The organism is Lacrimispora sp., assembly GCF_032078915.1.
Taxonomy (GTDB): domain Bacteria; phylum Bacillota; class Clostridia; order Lachnospirales; family Lachnospiraceae; genus Lacrimispora.
In genome coordinates this window covers 1-15,972 of record NZ_DAMAUN010000114.1, presented here as the reverse complement: position 1 = coordinate 15,972, position 15,972 = coordinate 1, and the positions used below count along the sequence as shown (strand labels likewise).

Genomic DNA, 15,972 nt, shown 5'->3' with positions numbered 1-15,972 from the left:
AGATATCCTTAATAGCCATGCGGAACGCCGTTTTGTTCTGGCGGATGGGCAGACGTACCGGGGGCAGCCTATCCTGATGACAGAGTATGGCGGCATTGCTTTTTCTGCAGAAGAGAAAGGCTGGGGATATTACAATAAGGTGGGAAGCGAAGGGGAATTTTTAAAACGTCTGGAACCAATTACGGATTTCCTGATTAAAAGCAGAAAATTTTCTGGTTTCTGTTATACGCAGCTTACGGATGTCATGCAGGAGACAAACGGTCTGCTGAGGGAAGACAGAACGCCTAAGCTTCCACTGGAAAGACTGGAAAAGATCTTTGGAAAGAAAATTTACGAATAGAAATCTTCTGCCGCCCGGACAATCTCTGATAAGGAGGATATGATTGAACCCGGGTGGTAATGAAGTTTTTTAAAATCAGTTAAAAAAAGCTTGACTAATGAAGAAAAATCTTGTATAATTCCTCTTGTTGTATTGATGGGCTATCGCCAAATGGTAAGGCAACGGACTCTGACTCCGTCATTTTCAAGGTTCGAATCCTTGTAGCCCAGTCTGAAAAACGGAACCCTATAAGGTTCCGTTTTTTGTATTACCAGTTGTTAAGTTATTGTTAAAGCTTTCCTTTTTGATAGAAATTCTCGGGAAACCGGGGCAGGGTTCTTTCTGGTTTATCTGGACAAGAGCATGAAAATGCTTTATAATGTTATATAATTTTGATGAGAGGTGTGTCATGTATACATTTGGCAGCAGGGTCCGCTACAGTGAGACAGATGAATGCGGAAGACTGACGTTAACAGGCATAATGAATTATCTCCAGGATTGTTCTACGTTTCAGTCTGAGGATATTGGTCTAGGGATTTCTTACTTAACAGACCGTCATAAGGCCTGGTGGCTTTCCTCCTGGCAGATCGTGGTGGACCGTTATCCCGTGCTGGGAGAGGAGATTGTGGTAGGTACCTGGCCTTATGATTTTAAGGGATTTTACGGATATCGGAATTTCACCATATGTGATCAGGCCGGAGAGTACCTTGTAAGGGCTAATTCCGTATGGTTTTTGTTTGATACGGAAAAGGGGCGTCCAGTTAAAATTGAACCGGAAGACCTCCGGGGATATGGAAACGGCAATGAAGAGCGGCTTTCTATGGATTATGCTTCCCGTAAGATCCAATTGCCGGAGAAATATGAAGACACAGAGCCGGTTACCATTGGGAAGCATCATATTGACACGAACCATCATGTCAATAACGCTCAATATGTGGAGATTGCCAGAGAGGTGCTTCCGGATGGAATGGAGGTTACCGAACTGAGAGTGGAATATAAAAAAGCGGCAGTCTTTGGAGATGTAGTTTATCCCCGCATAAGCCGGACAGAGGAAGGATATACGGTTTCCCTGTGTGATGAACGGGGAGCAGCTTACGCAGTCATCTGGCTGCGGGGAACAACAGAGAGGATGTAACATGATTGAATTAGGAAAGATGCAGACCCTGGTCGTACAGAGGGTCAAGGAGTTCGGCGTTTATGTGGGTGAAGAAGCAGGAAGTGAGGTTTCCGTTCTTCTGCCTAAAAAACAGGTGCCGGAGGGAGCCGGGCCTGGAGACAGGATCACTGTATTTATCTATAAGGATTCGGAAGACCGGCTGATAGCCACTACAGCAGCACCGAAGCTTCAGGAAGGTGAAACGGCTGTGCTTCAGGTGAAGGAAGTTGGGAAAATCGGTGCATTTCTTGACATGGGGCTTGAAAAGGATCTGCTTCTTCCTTTTAAAGAGCAGACCCATAAGGTAAAGCAGGGAGAGAAGGTACTGGTGGCCCTTTACATTGATAAAAGCAAACGTCTGGCGGCTACTATGAGGGTATATACCTATATGAGCAATCAGTCCCCTTATAAGAAGGATGATCAGGTGACCGGAATTATTTATGAAATCAACGAAAACCTGGGAGCCTTTGTAGCGGTAGATCATAAGTATTACGGTCTGATCCCCCGGAAGGAAGTTTTTGAAAATTATCGGGAAGGTGATGAAGTAACGGCTCGGGTAACGAAGGTAAGAGAAGACGGAAAGCTGGATCTAAGTCCAAGACAGAAGGCTTATATCCAGATGGATACGGATTCCGGCAAGGTTCTTGAGATCATAGAGACACAGTTTGACGGAAGTCTGCCGTTTACTGATAAGGCGGACCCGGAGATCATCAAGCGGGAATTTTCTATGAGTAAGAATGCATTTAAGCGGGCAATCGGACATCTCCTGAAAGAAGGAAAGATCAGGATAACAGAAAATAAAATTGAGAGAATCAGATAACGGGTAAAAGGATAACAGGAGGATTATTTTGGACTCGATAGACTATTATAATAAGTATGCGGCAAAGGAATTTGAAGAAACAGTGAACCAGGATATGTCAGGAATTATGAAGGAATTTCTGGATCTTCTGAAAGAAGGTGATACGATTCTGGACTTAGGCTGCGGATCAGGCAGGGACAGCCTGTCTTTCTATGAACTGGGATACGATGTGACACCGCTTGATGCATCGGAAGAGATGTGTAAGCTGGCGGAAATCCATACCGGTCTGGAAGTGCTTCAGATGACATTTGAACAAATAGATTTTGATAATGTATTTGATGGAATCTGGGCCTGCGCATCCTTACTTCACACTCCAAAGAAGGAACTTTCTGACATTCTTACAAAGATAGCAAGGGCCTTAAATGATAAGGGAATCCTTTATATGTCTTTTAAACTGGGAGACTTTGAGGGATTCAGAGGAAAACGGTATTTCTGCGACCTTACGGCAGATTCCATGACTGAACTCTTAAGAGATAATGGACGGTTTGAGATCGTAAAGCTTTGGGAAACAGAGGATGTACGTTCTGGTCATTCTGACGTAAAATGGCTGAACGTTCTTGTGAGAAAGCAATAAAACAACTTATAAGGTTTATAAGACGGTGCCAAAATTATTGGCACCGTCTTGTGATTTCTGACTAAAACAGGACGAAAATACACTCTGGCTATCGAATATAAACAGAAATATTAGAGCGTTTCTCTTGATATTTTGACGTTTCAATCATTTTTAAAACCCGTTATACAAATTAGCCAAAAGCCAGAAATGTATTTTGGTAAATAACAATATGGTAAAAGAAAAATAATTCATGTATGATTGTTTCAGAACAAGGGCCGCAGCAATGAGAGCTGTTGGTTCAAATCAGAGTATTATCACTTTATTTTAGGAGGATTAGTAAGATGGCTAGTTTATCACTGAAAAACATCGTCAAGAGATATCCTAACGGATTTGAAGCAGTTAAGGACTTTAATCTGGATATTGCTGATAAGGAGTTCGTAATTTTCGTAGGACCTTCCGGATGCGGTAAATCCACAACTCTTCGTATGATTGCAGGCCTGGAAGACATATCTTCTGGAGAACTTTACATTGATGGAAAGTTAATGAATGATGTAGAGCCAAAGGACAGAGATATCGCAATGGTATTCCAGAACTACGCTCTGTATCCTCATATGACAGTATTCGATAATATGGCATTTGGCCTGAAACTGAGAAAAACTCCGAAGGATGAAATTGATAAGCTGGTTCATGAAGCTGCAAGAATCCTTGATCTTGAGCATTTATTAGACCGTAAACCAAAGGCTTTATCTGGTGGACAAAGACAGCGTGTTGCCATGGGACGTGCTATCGTACGTAATCCAAAGGTATTCTTAATGGATGAGCCGTTATCCAACCTTGATGCGAAACTGAGAGGCCAGATGCGTATTGAGATTTCCAAGCTGCATCAGAGACTTCAGGCAACCATTATTTACGTAACTCATGACCAGACAGAGGCTATGACACTTGGTACCAGAATCGTAGTAATGAAGGATGGCGTTATCCAGCAGGTTGACTCTCCTCAGAACTTATACGATAAGCCAGGTAACAAATTCGTTGCCGGATTTATCGGAGCTCCTCAGATGAACTTAATCGAAGCTACTGTAGCTAAGAGAGGAAGCGACGTTACTTTAACATTTGGCGGAAATACAATCGCTCTTCCAGAAGGAAAAGCGAAAAAATTAGAGGATGCCGGTTATATCGGAAAGACTGTAGCCTTAGGCATTCGTCCGGAAGATTTACATGATGAGGAAGTTTTCCTTACCTCTTCTCCGGAAAGTGTCATTGACGCTACCATCAGAGTTTATGAATTGTTAGGTGCTGAAGTTTACTTATACTTTGATGTGGAAGATGTGAACTTTACTGCAAGAGTAAATCCTCGTACAACTGCAAGACCAGGGGATACAATTAAGCTTGCTCTTGACTTAACAAAGATCCATGTATTCGATAAAGACACAGAAATCGTAGTTTTAAACTAAAATTTATGAAAATTTAAGCAAGCGGTTATTCTACCCGCTTGCTTTTTTTTTCTTTTTGCTTTAATATATAATAAGGTAAATTTACGAAAAAGGAGAATATGCCATGATTTCGAATCAAATACTTCAAACAACCATTGAAGGATTAAAAGGGATTACGAGAATTGATCTGTGTATTTGTGATACAGAAGGAAAGGTACTGGCAACCACATTTCCTGATGCGGAAGATTATGAAAGTTCAATCCTGGCGTTCGTGGATTCTCCGGCCGACAGCCAGGTAATCCAGGGATATCAGTTTTTTAAAGTGCTAGATGAGCACCAGTTAGAATACATTCTTCTCGCAAAGGGTGGAAGTGACGATGTTTATATGGTCGGCAAGCTGGCCGCTTTCCAGATTCAGAGCCTGCTTGTTGCGTATAAAGAAAGATTTGACAAGGATAATTTTATTAAGAACTTATTGCTTGACAATCTGCTGTTGGTGGATATCTACAACAGGGCAAAGAAGCTTCATATTGAAACAAACATCAAGAGAGTTGTATTCATTATTGAAACACAGCATGAAAAAGATGTGAACGCACTGGAGACAGTTCGCAACTTATTTGCTGCAAAGACCAAAGATTTTGTTACTGCCGTTGATGAGAAGAATATCATTCTTGTTAAGGAAGTAAAAGAAGGCGAAACTTACGAGGATCTGGAAAAGACAGCCAATACTGTTTTGGACATGCTCAATACCGAGGCAATGACTCAGGTCCATATTGCATTTGGTACGATCGTAAGCGAGATCAAAGAGGTTTCCAGATCTTATAAGGAAGCCAAGATGGCCATGGATGTTGGCAAGATTTTCTACAGCAATAAAAATGTGGTTGCCTATAGTAAACTGGGAATCGGACGTCTGATTTATCAGCTTCCGCTGCCTTTATGCCGCATGTTTATCAAAGAAATTTTCGACGGAAAGTCACCGGATGATTTTGATGATGAGACACTGACAACAATTAATAAGTTTTTTGAGAACAGCCTTAATGTGTCCGAGACATCCAGACAGCTTTATATTCACAGAAATACCCTTGTTTACCGTTTAGACAAGCTTCAAAAGAGTACCGGCCTGGATCTGCGTGTATTTGAAGATGCCATCACATTTAAGATTGCCCTGATGGTAGTAAAATACATGAAATATATGGAGAATCAGGACTATTAACGCTGGCTATGAGCAGTGCGAAAAGAGGCAGCTATGCAGCTGCGTTGTGCTTGCACAAAAGCAGTTGTATGGCTGCCTCTTTTTATAGGGCGAAGCCCGAAAACCGAGATGGAGCGAAACGCAATCGAGGTTTCACTACGGGAACGAGGGCGCAATATCAAGTCCTTTTCCCTATTCCCCAAAAGCAAAAGTAATCAAAGCACAAAAATTAGAGGACTGAAATGATTGAACTATGGAATGTAAGCAAAACATATGAGGCCGGAAATAAGGCGCTGCGTAATGTCAGCATGACCATTGAGGACGGGGAATTCGTTTTTATCATTGGCCGCAGCGGTTCAGGCAAATCCACACTTTTAAAAATGCTGTTAAAAGAAGTGGAACCTACCTCCGGTAAAATAGTTGTGAATGATATGAATCTAAGCAAGATGCCAAGAGGCTTCATTCCCAAATACCGGCGGAAGCTTGGCATGGTTTTCCAGGATTTCCGTCTGTTAAAGGATCGGAATGTCTACGAAAATGTAGCCTTTGCGCAGCGGGTGATCGGTGCATCCACAAGAAGCATAAGAGAGTCGGTTCCCGCCATGTTAAAGATGGTGGGACTTTCTTCAAAATACAAGTTTTTTCCTCAGCAGTTATCCGGAGGTGAGCAGCAGCGCGTCGCCATTGCCAGGGCGTTAATTAACCGTCCTGAAATCCTGTTGGCAGACGAGCCTACGGGAAATCTGGATGGACACAACTCCATGGAGATCATGAAGCTATTAAATGAGGTTAATAAGCTGGGAACAACGGTAATCGTTGTCACCCATAGCCAGGAAATTGTAGACCGAATGAAAAAACGGGTGATTGTGATGGACCGTGGAACCATCATAAGCGACGAGAAAAAAGGCGGTTATACATATGAGAATTAGTACATTTTGGTATTGCCTGAAACAAGGTGTAAATAATATATGCAGGAACATTTTGTTTTCCCTGGCATCCATTGCAACGGTTTCCGCCTGCATTTTTTTGTTTTGCCTGTTTTTTTCCATTGTTATTAACGTACAATATGTGATTAAGAATACGGAAAGCACGGTGGGAATCACGGTGTTTTTTGAAGATGGGCTGGATTCGAATAAGATCAAGGAAATCGGCAATAAGATCAAAGCCAGAGAAGAAGTGAAGGAAGTGACATTCACATCGGCGGAGGATGCATGGGCGGAAGCGAAGCAGGAATACTTCGGCGATATGCAGGATCTTGCGGAAGGATTTGAGGAGGACAACCCGCTGGCTAATTCAGCTTCTTATACCATATTTTTAAAAGACCTGGTGGATCAGGATCAGATTGTTGACTGGTTAAAGAGCATTGAAGGTGTCAGGAAGGTTAATTATTCCAAGACCGCAGCAGAAGGAATGAATAGCTTAAACAAGGTGATCGGAGTTCTTTCCATGCTGATCATCGGTGTTTTGCTGGCAGTAGCTATATTCCTGATCAGCAATACCATATCAGTGGCAGCGGCCTTCCGGAAGAATGAAAACCAGATCATGAAATTAATTGGTGCCACCAATTATATGATACGGGCGCCCTTTGTGGTAGAAGGAATTATCATCGGACTGGTTGGTGCCTGCATTCCTCTGATATCGATTTATTTCCTTTACCGGTCCACGGTTGAATACGTGGTCACAAAGTTCAGCATCTTATCAGGGCTGTTTCAGTTCCTTCCGGTGGAAGCCATATTCCCTTATATGGCGGCAACGGCGTTGGCACTTGGCGTTGGAATCGGTTTTTTTGTAAGCTTCTTTACCATCCGGAAGCATTTAAAAGTATAAGGGCAGAACGCCAGCTTTTGAACTTGGAATATATTGGCAGCATTGCTGCATATGATAGAAAAATGCCGGAGAATGATATCCGGTCAAAGAAAAAATTCTCAGCTTTCCAGTTACGGAAAACAGATTGGGGCCCATCAGAGAGCGTTTCTAAGCCGAAAAGGCCATTGCTGCAGTGAAGCAGGCCGGAGAAACGTATAATACGGTTGGTATGGGGAATATTAAATTTATATGGCCCTGCCCGCGTTAAGCCGGAACATTTCGGATATTAACGCCGGAAGCGGCCACATCTACATACAGTTATTCTGCCGGCATATATCACAATCTCTTTTGGCGGAGAAGTTTATGCCGTTTATATCACCGTTCACGGTTTTTGGTTAAGCGGGAAGTATGGCAGGGGCAGGTAATTGCAAATGTGGGTTATACTGGATATTCCACAGGACCTTATCTCCATTTTGAGATCAGGCAGACAGCTTCTATGTAAATCCGGTGAAATGCGCAAGCCCATAAAGAGCTAGATAGGAGAATAACAGTGGAAAGTAAGAATAAATTTTGGAAAGGCGCCCTAGTAGGAGCGCTCCTGACCACATTGGCAGGTCTTGTTATTGTGGGGATGTCTTTGGGAATCTTTCTGATCGGCAGGGCTGCAATTGACGGAAAGGGTCAGACAGCCGAATCCGCTCAGGCAGAAAACCAGGAAGGCAACCTGGATATGAACCGGATCGTAGCCAAGATTCAGACGATTCAGAGCGTGATCGATAAGTATTATCTCTTTGATGAAGATACGAAAAATGTGGAAGACTGGATATACAAGGGAATGCTGTATGGACTTGAGGATCCTTATACAGTCTACTATACCGCAGACGAGTATGAGAAGCTAGTAGAGGATACGGCTGGAGAATATTGCGGAATCGGAGTCATGGTCAGCCAGAGTGCTGCAACTGGAATCATTACGGTGACCAAGGTCTTTGAAGGAACACCTGGAGCTGAGGCAGGAATGCTGCCCGGCGACTTGATCTACAAGGTGGGCGATGAGGAAATGACCGGTATGGATCTGGAGCTGGTGGTAAAGGATCATATCAAAGGGGCGGAAGGAACGTCGGTAATCGTCACCGTTCTTCGTCCGGATACGGGGGCCTACATTGATATGACAATGGAGCGCCGTCAGATCACAGTTCCTACCGTAGAGCATGAAATGCTGGCAGACAATATCGGATATATATCGGTGAGTCAGTTTGATACGGTTACAGCAGGTCAGTTTAAGAGCGCCATTGATGATCTGGAAAAACAGGGTATGGAAAAGATGATCGTGGATTTGAGAAACAATCCTGGAGGAGTTGTGGATGCGGTGGTTTCCATGCTGGATTACATTCTTCCGGACGATCTGGCAATAGAAAATCCTGACCTTGTAAAAACCAAGAAGAATAAAACGCTTCTGGTCTATATGGCAGATAAGAATGGAGAAGGAGAGCAGTATTACGCCTCTGACGGCCATAAGGTAGATATCCCCATGGCAGTTTTAGTCAACGGTCAGTCCGCCAGTGCCTCCGAAGTATTTTCCGGAGCGCTTAAGGCTTACGGAAGGGCGGAACTGGTGGGAACAAAAACCTTTGGAAAAGGAATCGTCCAGACATTGTTTCCTCTTGACCATGGGACGGCTATTAAGATGACTGTGGCCCATTACTATACGCCAAGCGGCTTTGACCTCCATGGAAAAGGTTTGGAGCCGGATGTAACGGTTGATTTAAAAGAAGATTTGAAAACAAAGATCAAAATAGAGCATAGCGAAGACAACCAGCTTGCGGAAGCTATAAAAGTATTGAAAGAAAAATATTAGATTTTAATTAGTTCGTAAAAGAAAAAGCCTTCTATGGCCGGCAGATTTAACTGCTGGCTATATAGGGCTTTTTCTTTTATATATTTATTTCGTGGGCTTTAAGTTTCTTTCATCAGCATGTTTCCAGAAGACTGACAAACCGGCGGCATGCTTCTTCGCTGGTCGCCCAGGAGGTAACCAGCCGGATGGAGGTATGGCTGTCATCAATCCGCTCCTGAACAGAAAAGAGGAAGTCTTTTTCCAGCTTTGCGATCACCTTATCAGGAAAGATGGGGAATAGCTGGTTTGTCATGGAATCGGAGTAAAAGGAATATCCGCATGCTTCAATTCCTTTTCTCAGGATGGCTGCCATCTCATTTGAGTGAGAGGCCAAATCGTAGAAGAGGTTGTCCGAAAACAGCTCTTCAAACTGGATCCCTAAGAGCCAGCCCTTTGCCAGCATGGCTCCCCGCTGCTTTACCATAAACCGGAAGTCCGGCATTAAATCCTGATGGCAGATCACCAGGGCTTCTCCAAACAACGCGCCTCCTTTTGTTCCGCCAATATAAAATACATCGGTAAGCCTTGCAATATCCTGCAATGTTAAATCGTTCACAGAACTTGTAAGCGCCGCCCCAAGGCGTGCTCCGTCTAAAAACAGGTACAGTCCCTTCTGGCGGCAGATATGGTGAAGAGCTTCCAGCTCTGCTTTGCTGTATTGGGTACCGATCTCCGTTGAGTTGGAGATATAGACCATTTTCGGCTGTACCATGTGTTCGTCGGTGTGAAGGTCCAGAGCTTTCTGGATATGGGCAGGAGTCAGCTTTCCGTCGTTGCTTGGCATGGCTATGACCTTATGCCCGGTGGCCTCGATGGCTCCAGTTTCATGAACGTTTATATGACCTTTATCCGTGGAGATGACTGCCTGCCAGGGGCGCAGGGCTGTACCGATGGTGATCAGATTGGTTTGGGTGCCGCCTACAATAAAATGGACATCTGCATCTTCTCTGCCAATTTCCTGTCTGATGAGGGCGCGGGCACTGCTGCAGTTGTCATCCAGTCCATATCCGGTTTTTTGGATTAAGTTGGCATTGATCATAGCTTCTAAAATTTTTGGATGGGCACCTTCGCTATAGTCATTATTAAAACTGTACATAAATAGTCCTCCTGCTGTTTCATAGTATAGGATGTATGATATACTAAAAGAAAGAGAATTACAATACCAAAAGAACAGATGTTCCCTGTTTTGCTATACTTTTTTACGACCATATGTTATAATTGGCAGTGATAGACATTGTTGGAGGTGAAATAATCATGGATTTTATGTTACATTCAGAATATGCTCCTACCGGTGACCAGCCTGAGGCCATTGACCAGCTTGTGAAGGGATTTAAAGAGGGCAATCAATTCCAGACTTTATTGGGAGTTACCGGCTCTGGAAAGACGTTTACCATGGCAAATGTAATCCAGGAGCTGCAAAGGCCCACTCTCATCATTGCTCATAATAAGACGCTTGCAGCCCAGCTTTACGGCGAGTTCAAGGAATTTTTTCCTGATAATGCGGTAGAGTATTTTGTTTCCTACTACGATTATTACCAGCCGGAGGCTTACGTGCCTTCTACGGATACCTATATTGAGAAGGATTCGGCGATTAATGATGAGATCGATAAGCTGCGGCATTCGGCCACGGCTGCTCTTTCGGAGCGTAAAGATGTGATCATCGTAGCCTCGGTTTCTTGCATTTACGGCTTGGGAAGCCCCATTGATTATAAGGAAATGGTTATTTCCTTAAGGCCTGGTATGATAAAGGACCGGGATGAAGTGGTCCATAAGCTGATCGATATCCAGTATGACCGGAATGATATGGATTTCCGGCGTGGGACCTTCCGGGTAAGAGGAGATGTGGTGGAGATATTCCCTGCATATTCCGGCAGTGAGGCATACCGGATCGAGTTTTTTGGAGATGAAGTGGAACGCATTACAGAGATAGATACCCTGACAGGAGAGATCCGGGCGGATCTGGGGCATGTAGCCATATTTCCGGCTTCCCATTACGTTGTGTCCAGGGACAAAATGGAACATGCCGCTCAGACCATCCTGGACGAACTAAAGGAGCAGGTGGCTTATTTTAAGAGTGAGGACAAGCTGATAGAGGCACAGAGGATCTCGGAACGGACGAATTTTGATGTGGAGATGATGAAGGAAACGGGTTTTTGTTCCGGAATCGAAAACTATTCCAGGCATTTGGTCGGCAGCAATCCGGGAGAGCCGCCCTTTACTCTGATCGATTATTTTCCGGAGGATTTTCTGATCATGGTAGATGAATCCCACATCACCCTGCCTCAGGTACGGGGCATGTTTGCAGGAGACCGTTCCAGAAAGTCAACACTTGTGAATTTCGGCTTCCGCCTTCCGTCAGCCCTTGATAACAGGCCCTTGAATTTTGAGGAATTTGAATCCAAGATCAATCAGATGATGTTCGTTTCCGCCACACCTTCCGTTTATGAGGCAGAGCATGAGCTTTTAAGAGTGGAGCAGATCATCCGGCCGACTGGACTTCTCGACCCTGAAATCGATGTCAGGCCGGTAGAAGGGCAGATTGATGACCTGGTTTCCGAGGTAAATAAGGAAGTAGCAAAGAAGAACAAAGTGCTGATCACCACCCTGACCAAGCGTATGGCCGAGGATCTGACCGATTATATGCGAGATGTGGGAATCCGGATAAAATATCTACACTCCGACATCGATACCCTGGAGCGTTCCGAAATTATCCGGGATATGCGTCTGGATGTGTTTGATGTGCTGGTGGGAATCAACCTGCTGCGTGAGGGCCTTGATATTCCGGAGATCACCCTGGTGGCTATTCTGGATGCGGATAAGGAAGGGTTTCTCCGCTCGGAAACATCCCTGATCCAGACGGTTGGAAGGGCAGCCAGAAACTCCGATGGCCATGTAATCATGTACGCAGATAAGGTGACGGATTCCATGCGTGTGGCGATTGAGGAGACCAATCGAAGGAGAGCCATTCAGCAGCGCTATAATGAAGAGCATGGAATTACTCCAACTACCATCAAAAAGTCGGTTCGCGACCTCATTGCCATCTCAAAGGCAGCCATTGAGGCTGAGAAGGACTTTAAGAAGGATCCGGAATCCATGGATGTCAAGGAACTGGAAAAGCTTGCCAAGGAGCTTACAAAGAAGATGCACCAGGCGGCAGCAGAGCTTAACTTTGAGGAGGCGGCAAAGCTGCGTGACCGGATGGTCCAGGTAAAAAAGATGCTTCAGGAGATGGAAGAATAAAGAATAAAAATGTTGCTGGAACAGGTGATTGGTATTGACAATGATTCTCAATAAGAGTAAAATCTCAATGGATGCATCTAAGACAGGAGTCTTAGAACGCCATCGGCCTAAAGTGGCTGCATCCAGAGGAGATCATTATGAAGCTGCATGAAGGAGAAATCGGAAAAACCTACATCGTTTACAGCGTGATGGTAAAGGATGCCATCACCAGGCGGTTGGAGGCTCTTGGAGTTAATGAGCTGACGCCTGTTACCCTGATGAATAAAAAGGGAAGCGGTACTGTGATTATCAAGGTCAGGGGTACCCGCCTTGCTCTTGGAAAAAGGATATCGGAAGGAATTGAAATCAGGGAGGCTGCGAACAATGAATAAGGAAAACAGAACGATTCGAGTCGGGTTTGTGGGAAATCCTAACTGTGGGAAAACAACCTTATTCAATGCATTTACCGGAGCAAAGCTCAAGGTGGCCAACTGGCCAGGTGTTACTGTGGAGAGAGTGGAAGGGGAGACGAACTACAAGGGACGCCCTATCCGGGTCATTGACACGCCTGGGATCTACAGTCTCACCTGCTATACCCTGGAAGAAATAGTGACAAGGAAATGTCTGGAAAGCGGAGAGGTAGACGTGATCATCAACGTGGTTGACGCCTCATCTCTGGAACGAAATCTGTATTTGACCCTTCAGCTTCTGGAACTTAAAAAGCCGGTTATTTTAGCCCTTAACATGATGGACATTGTTGAGGACAGGGGAATGGAAATTGATTTGCATCGTCTTCCTGAGATGCTGGGATCCATTCCAGTGGTACCGGTATCTGCAAGAAAACGGACCGGGCTTGATGTCTTGCTTCATGCGGTGGTTCATCATTATGAAGAAGGTCCTCAAGGTGTGGTCGTAAATTATACCCCTATCATTGAGAATAAAATTTCCAAAATAGAAACTGTGTTAAGTGCCCATTATGGGAAGATGGATAACCTAAGATGGCATGCCATTAAGTTCCTGGAATACGATGAGGAAGTCTGGAATGATCATCCCCTGGATTTAAGCAATATCATTGACCATAATTATGAGAAGGAAATCATCAACCAGAAATACGATTATATAGAAAGCATCATCCACGAATGCCTGGTGAACAAGGAGCAAAAAGCCGCGTTTACGGATAAAATCGACGAATATTTGACCCATCCCATTTTGGGGCTGCCGATTTTCCTGGGTATTATGGCACTGGTGTTCTTTTTGACTTTTACTGTGGGAGATTTTTTAAAGGGGTATTTTGAAATCGCATTAAGCCTGCTTTCCACCTATATGCAGCAGTTTATGGTAAGCATTTATGCCTCTGCCTGGATCACTTCTCTGGTAGTAGATGGAATTATAGCCGGAGTAGGAGGAATTCTGACGTTTCTGCCCAATATCTTTATTTTGTTCCTTGCGCTGGCTTTTCTGGAAGACAGCGGATATATGGCCAGGGTTGCCTATGTCATGAATGAGATCATGGGGCGGGTAGGACTTTCCGGAAAGGCCTTTCTTCCCATGCTTTTGGGGTTTGGCTGTACCGTTCCGGCAGTTATGGCAGCCAGGTCACTTCCCAGTGAAAAGGACAGGAAGAGGACTATTTTAATTACGCCCTTTATGTCCTGCTCTGCCAGGCTCCCTATTTACGTACTGTTTTCCCAGATGTTTTTCCCGAAACATGCCTTGATGGCAGCGTATTCCCTGTATCTTATCGGACTCATGGTTGCTATTGCGATCGCTTATGTGACACACCGGATGACTAAGGCTGAGGAAGAGGATACCCTGCTTATTGAGCTTCCCGAGTATAAGACACCAAACGGCAGAACGGTAGCGATTTATGTATGGGACAAAGTCAGGGATTATTTAGGCAAGGCGGGAACTACCATTTTCCTTGCGACCATTGTGCTATGGTTTGTATTAAACAGCGGCCCGTCAGGATTTGTGACAGAAGTTTCAAAGAGCTTTGCAGCCGCCATCGGACGAGTGTTAGTTCCTGTTCTCCGCCCTGCAGGCCTTGGAGACTGGAGGATAGCAGTAGCCCTTATTTCCGGACTTTCTGCAAAGGAAGTGGTGGTTTCAAGCTTTTCGGTCCTTTTTGGGATCAACAATATAAATTCCGCTGCGGGAATGGGAGAACTGTCTGGAATTCTTGGAGGTTTTGGTTTTGGCGGCGTGAATGCTTATGCCTTGATGATTTTCTGCCTCTTGTATTCTCCTTGTATTGCAGCTGTGGCAACGATCAAAAAGGAAACGGGTTCTATGAGATGGACCCTTGGCATGGTGTTTTTCCAGTTGGCGGTGGCTTGGGCCGCTTCTGTACTGGTATTTCAGATTGGAAGTCTTATTTTTTAAACTTAATAACAGAGGAATAAGCCTATGAATGATAAGCTGCTTGTGGAAACTGCGGTTCTGGCAGGTGAGATTATGCTGGTAAGCGGTGCGGAAATTTACCGGGTGGAGAATACCATTGACCACATTTTACGAAAGGCCGGCAGGAATACTGCAGAAGCCATTGTTTTTTCAACAGGGATTTTTGCGTCCCTTAATGACCCCGCTATTGAAGCAATAACGATAGCAAGAAGGGTTACGGTAAGATCCACCAACTTAAACAGAGTTTACCAGGTCAATGATGTCTCCAGAATGCTGTGTGAGGACCGTATGACGGTGGAGGAAGCTTATGGCAGACTGAAGGAGATACGGGATTCGGTTCAGTACGGCAGGAGGCTAAAGGATATTGGAGCCATAGGCGTGGCAGTATTTTTTACTCTGCTTTTAGGCGGAGGGGCAAGAGACTGCCTTGCGGCGGCTGTGACCGGAATATCCTTAGCAGTAGCCATGGAGGTTTCCGCAAGGATCAGGCTCAATGATTTCTGTGCCAATGGGTTTTGCGCATTCTTAATTGCAATCACCACCCTTTTTATGGGACAGTGGCTTATGCCCGGAATCAAAAGTGACATCATCATTATCGGAGCAATCATGCCTCTGGTTCCCGGTGTTATATTCACTACGGCGATCCGGGATACCTTAAATGGCGACTATGCTTCGGGAACGGCAAGGATCATGGAGGCGGTAGTGATCGCTCTTGCAGTAGCTGCAGGGGTGGGAGCAGGCATGGGCTTATTTCAGTGGATGACAGGAGGGTTATCATGGTAGTACAGACGATAGGGGCCTTCCTGGCAGTGATCAGCTTTTCATTAATATTGGAGCTTCCCAAAAAGCATGTGGTTCTGGCGGGAGGAATTGGCGCAGCCAGCTGGCTTGTCTATCTTTTGGTGCAAGCCTCATCCGGTTCTGTCATAGCTGCGGCTTTTTTATCCAGTCTGCTGGTGGCTTTATCCAGCCACATTTTTGCGCGGATTTTTAAAGCTCCGGTCACGGTGTTCCTGGTGGCAGGCATCCTGCCGTCGGTTCCGGGAGCGTCCATATACCGGAGCGTATACTATGTGATCGCAAACAACCCGGAGCTTTCCAGTCATTATCTGGTGGAAACGCTGCAGGTTTCGGACGCCAT

Annotated in this window: 15 protein-coding genes, 1 tRNA gene and 1 pseudogene; 16 read left to right on the top strand and 1 reads right to left on the bottom strand. The window is 44.8% G+C overall.

Going from position 1 to position 15,972, the window contains the following annotated elements:
* The 11 genes and pseudogenes from RT269_RS26940 to RT269_RS26895 form a co-directional block, all read left to right on the top strand.
* Positions 1-340 (top strand): annotated as a pseudogene (locus RT269_RS26940) (glycoside hydrolase family 2 protein); the annotation flags it as partial.
* Positions 341-476: 136 nt separating this feature from the next.
* Positions 477-549: transfer RNA gene (locus RT269_RS26935), tRNA-Gln, on the top strand.
* Positions 550-728: 179 nt separating this feature from the next.
* Positions 729-1,454, top strand: coding sequence for an acyl-[acyl-carrier-protein] thioesterase (locus RT269_RS26930; RefSeq protein ID WP_313187323.1), 726 nt, complete (start codon positions 729-731; stop codon positions 1,452-1,454).
* A gap of 1 nt (position 1,455) precedes the next feature.
* A complete protein-coding gene (locus RT269_RS26925) occupies positions 1,456-2,295 on the top strand; it encodes a CvfB family protein (protein ID WP_313187321.1) in 840 nt (279 codons plus the stop codon).
* A gap of 28 nt (positions 2,296-2,323) precedes the next feature.
* On the top strand, positions 2,324-2,908 hold the full coding sequence (locus RT269_RS26920) for a class I SAM-dependent methyltransferase (protein WP_054791550.1): 585 nt from the start codon (positions 2,324-2,326) through the stop codon (positions 2,906-2,908).
* A gap of 320 nt (positions 2,909-3,228) precedes the next feature.
* Positions 3,229-4,341 carry an ABC transporter ATP-binding protein gene (locus tag RT269_RS26915; RefSeq protein WP_313187319.1) on the top strand — a complete coding sequence of 371 codons (1,113 nt, stop codon included), beginning with the start codon at positions 3,229-3,231 and terminating at the stop codon, positions 4,339-4,341.
* 103 nt (positions 4,342-4,444) lie between these two features.
* A complete protein-coding gene (locus tag RT269_RS26910; protein WP_025231463.1) occupies positions 4,445-5,533 on the top strand; it encodes a PucR family transcriptional regulator in 1,089 nt (362 codons plus the stop codon).
* 221 nt (positions 5,534-5,754) lie between these two features.
* The gene (gene ftsE / locus RT269_RS26905; RefSeq protein ID WP_038281111.1) at positions 5,755-6,441 is read left to right on the top strand and encodes a cell division ATP-binding protein FtsE; all 687 of its coding nucleotides are present in this window, start codon (positions 5,755-5,757) and stop codon (positions 6,439-6,441) included.
* Complete coding sequence (gene ftsX, locus RT269_RS26900) at positions 6,431-7,339, top strand: permease-like cell division protein FtsX (protein WP_313187317.1); 909 nt, start codon at positions 6,431-6,433, stop codon at positions 7,337-7,339. The genes ftsE and ftsX overlap by 11 nt, the downstream gene beginning before the upstream one ends.
* 262 nt (positions 7,340-7,601) lie before the next feature.
* Complete coding sequence (locus RT269_RS30475; RefSeq protein ID WP_442913840.1) at positions 7,602-7,820, top strand: M23 family metallopeptidase; 219 nt, start codon at positions 7,602-7,604, stop codon at positions 7,818-7,820.
* A 48-nt stretch (positions 7,821-7,868) separates the two neighbouring features.
* Positions 7,869-9,173 carry a S41 family peptidase gene (locus RT269_RS26895; RefSeq protein ID WP_313187316.1) on the top strand — a complete coding sequence of 435 codons (1,305 nt, stop codon included), beginning with the start codon at positions 7,869-7,871 and terminating at the stop codon, positions 9,171-9,173.
* A gap of 112 nt (positions 9,174-9,285) precedes the next feature.
* Here RT269_RS26895 and RT269_RS26890 read toward each other — a convergent pair whose 3' ends face one another.
* Positions 9,286-10,308: a threonine aldolase family protein gene (locus RT269_RS26890; RefSeq protein WP_313187314.1), complete on the bottom strand. Its 1,023-nt coding sequence runs from the start codon at positions 10,306-10,308 to the stop codon at positions 9,286-9,288.
* A gap of 158 nt (positions 10,309-10,466) precedes the next feature.
* On the opposite strand from RT269_RS26890, the gene uvrB reads away from it, so the two are divergent.
* The 5 genes from uvrB to RT269_RS26865 form a co-directional block, all read left to right on the top strand.
* On the top strand, positions 10,467-12,452 hold the full coding sequence (gene uvrB / locus RT269_RS26885; protein WP_313187312.1) for an excinuclease ABC subunit UvrB: 1,986 nt from the start codon (positions 10,467-10,469) through the stop codon (positions 12,450-12,452).
* Between the two features lie 137 nt (positions 12,453-12,589).
* The gene (locus RT269_RS26880) at positions 12,590-12,823 is read left to right on the top strand and encodes a FeoA family protein (RefSeq protein ID WP_025231470.1); all 234 of its coding nucleotides are present in this window, start codon (positions 12,590-12,592) and stop codon (positions 12,821-12,823) included.
* Entirely contained in the window at positions 12,816-14,813 is a 1,998-nt protein-coding gene (feoB, locus tag RT269_RS26875; RefSeq protein ID WP_313187311.1) for a ferrous iron transport protein B, read from the top strand. The genes RT269_RS26880 and feoB overlap by 8 nt, the downstream gene beginning before the upstream one ends.
* A gap of 24 nt (positions 14,814-14,837) precedes the next feature.
* Complete coding sequence (locus tag RT269_RS26870; RefSeq protein ID WP_313187309.1) at positions 14,838-15,614, top strand: threonine/serine exporter family protein; 777 nt, start codon at positions 14,838-14,840, stop codon at positions 15,612-15,614.
* A partial coding sequence (locus tag RT269_RS26865) for a threonine/serine exporter family protein (protein WP_313187307.1) occupies positions 15,608-15,972 on the top strand: 365 nt, incomplete at its 3' end. The genes RT269_RS26870 and RT269_RS26865, both read left to right, overlap by 7 nt.

Coding starts and splice junctions, on each gene's coding strand:
- RT269_RS26880 (WP_025231470.1), top strand. CDS start 12,590: ATGAAGCTGCATGAAGGAGAAATCGGAAAAACCTACATCGTTTACAGC.
- RT269_RS26890 (WP_313187314.1), bottom strand. CDS start 10,308: ATGTACAGTTTTAATAATGACTATAGCGAAGGTGCCCATCCAAAAATT.
- uvrB (WP_313187312.1), top strand. CDS start 10,467: ATGGATTTTATGTTACATTCAGAATATGCTCCTACCGGTGACCAGCCT.
- RT269_RS26925 (WP_313187321.1), top strand. CDS start 1,456: ATGATTGAATTAGGAAAGATGCAGACCCTGGTCGTACAGAGGGTCAAG.
- RT269_RS26910 (WP_025231463.1), top strand. CDS start 4,445: ATGATTTCGAATCAAATACTTCAAACAACCATTGAAGGATTAAAAGGG.
- ftsE (WP_038281111.1), top strand. CDS start 5,755: ATGATTGAACTATGGAATGTAAGCAAAACATATGAGGCCGGAAATAAG.
- feoB (WP_313187311.1), top strand. CDS start 12,816: ATGAATAAGGAAAACAGAACGATTCGAGTCGGGTTTGTGGGAAATCCT.
- ftsX (WP_313187317.1), top strand. CDS start 6,431: ATGAGAATTAGTACATTTTGGTATTGCCTGAAACAAGGTGTAAATAAT.
- RT269_RS26915 (WP_313187319.1), top strand. CDS start 3,229: ATGGCTAGTTTATCACTGAAAAACATCGTCAAGAGATATCCTAACGGA.
- RT269_RS26930 (WP_313187323.1), top strand. CDS start 729: ATGTATACATTTGGCAGCAGGGTCCGCTACAGTGAGACAGATGAATGC.
- RT269_RS26870 (WP_313187309.1), top strand. CDS start 14,838: ATGAATGATAAGCTGCTTGTGGAAACTGCGGTTCTGGCAGGTGAGATT.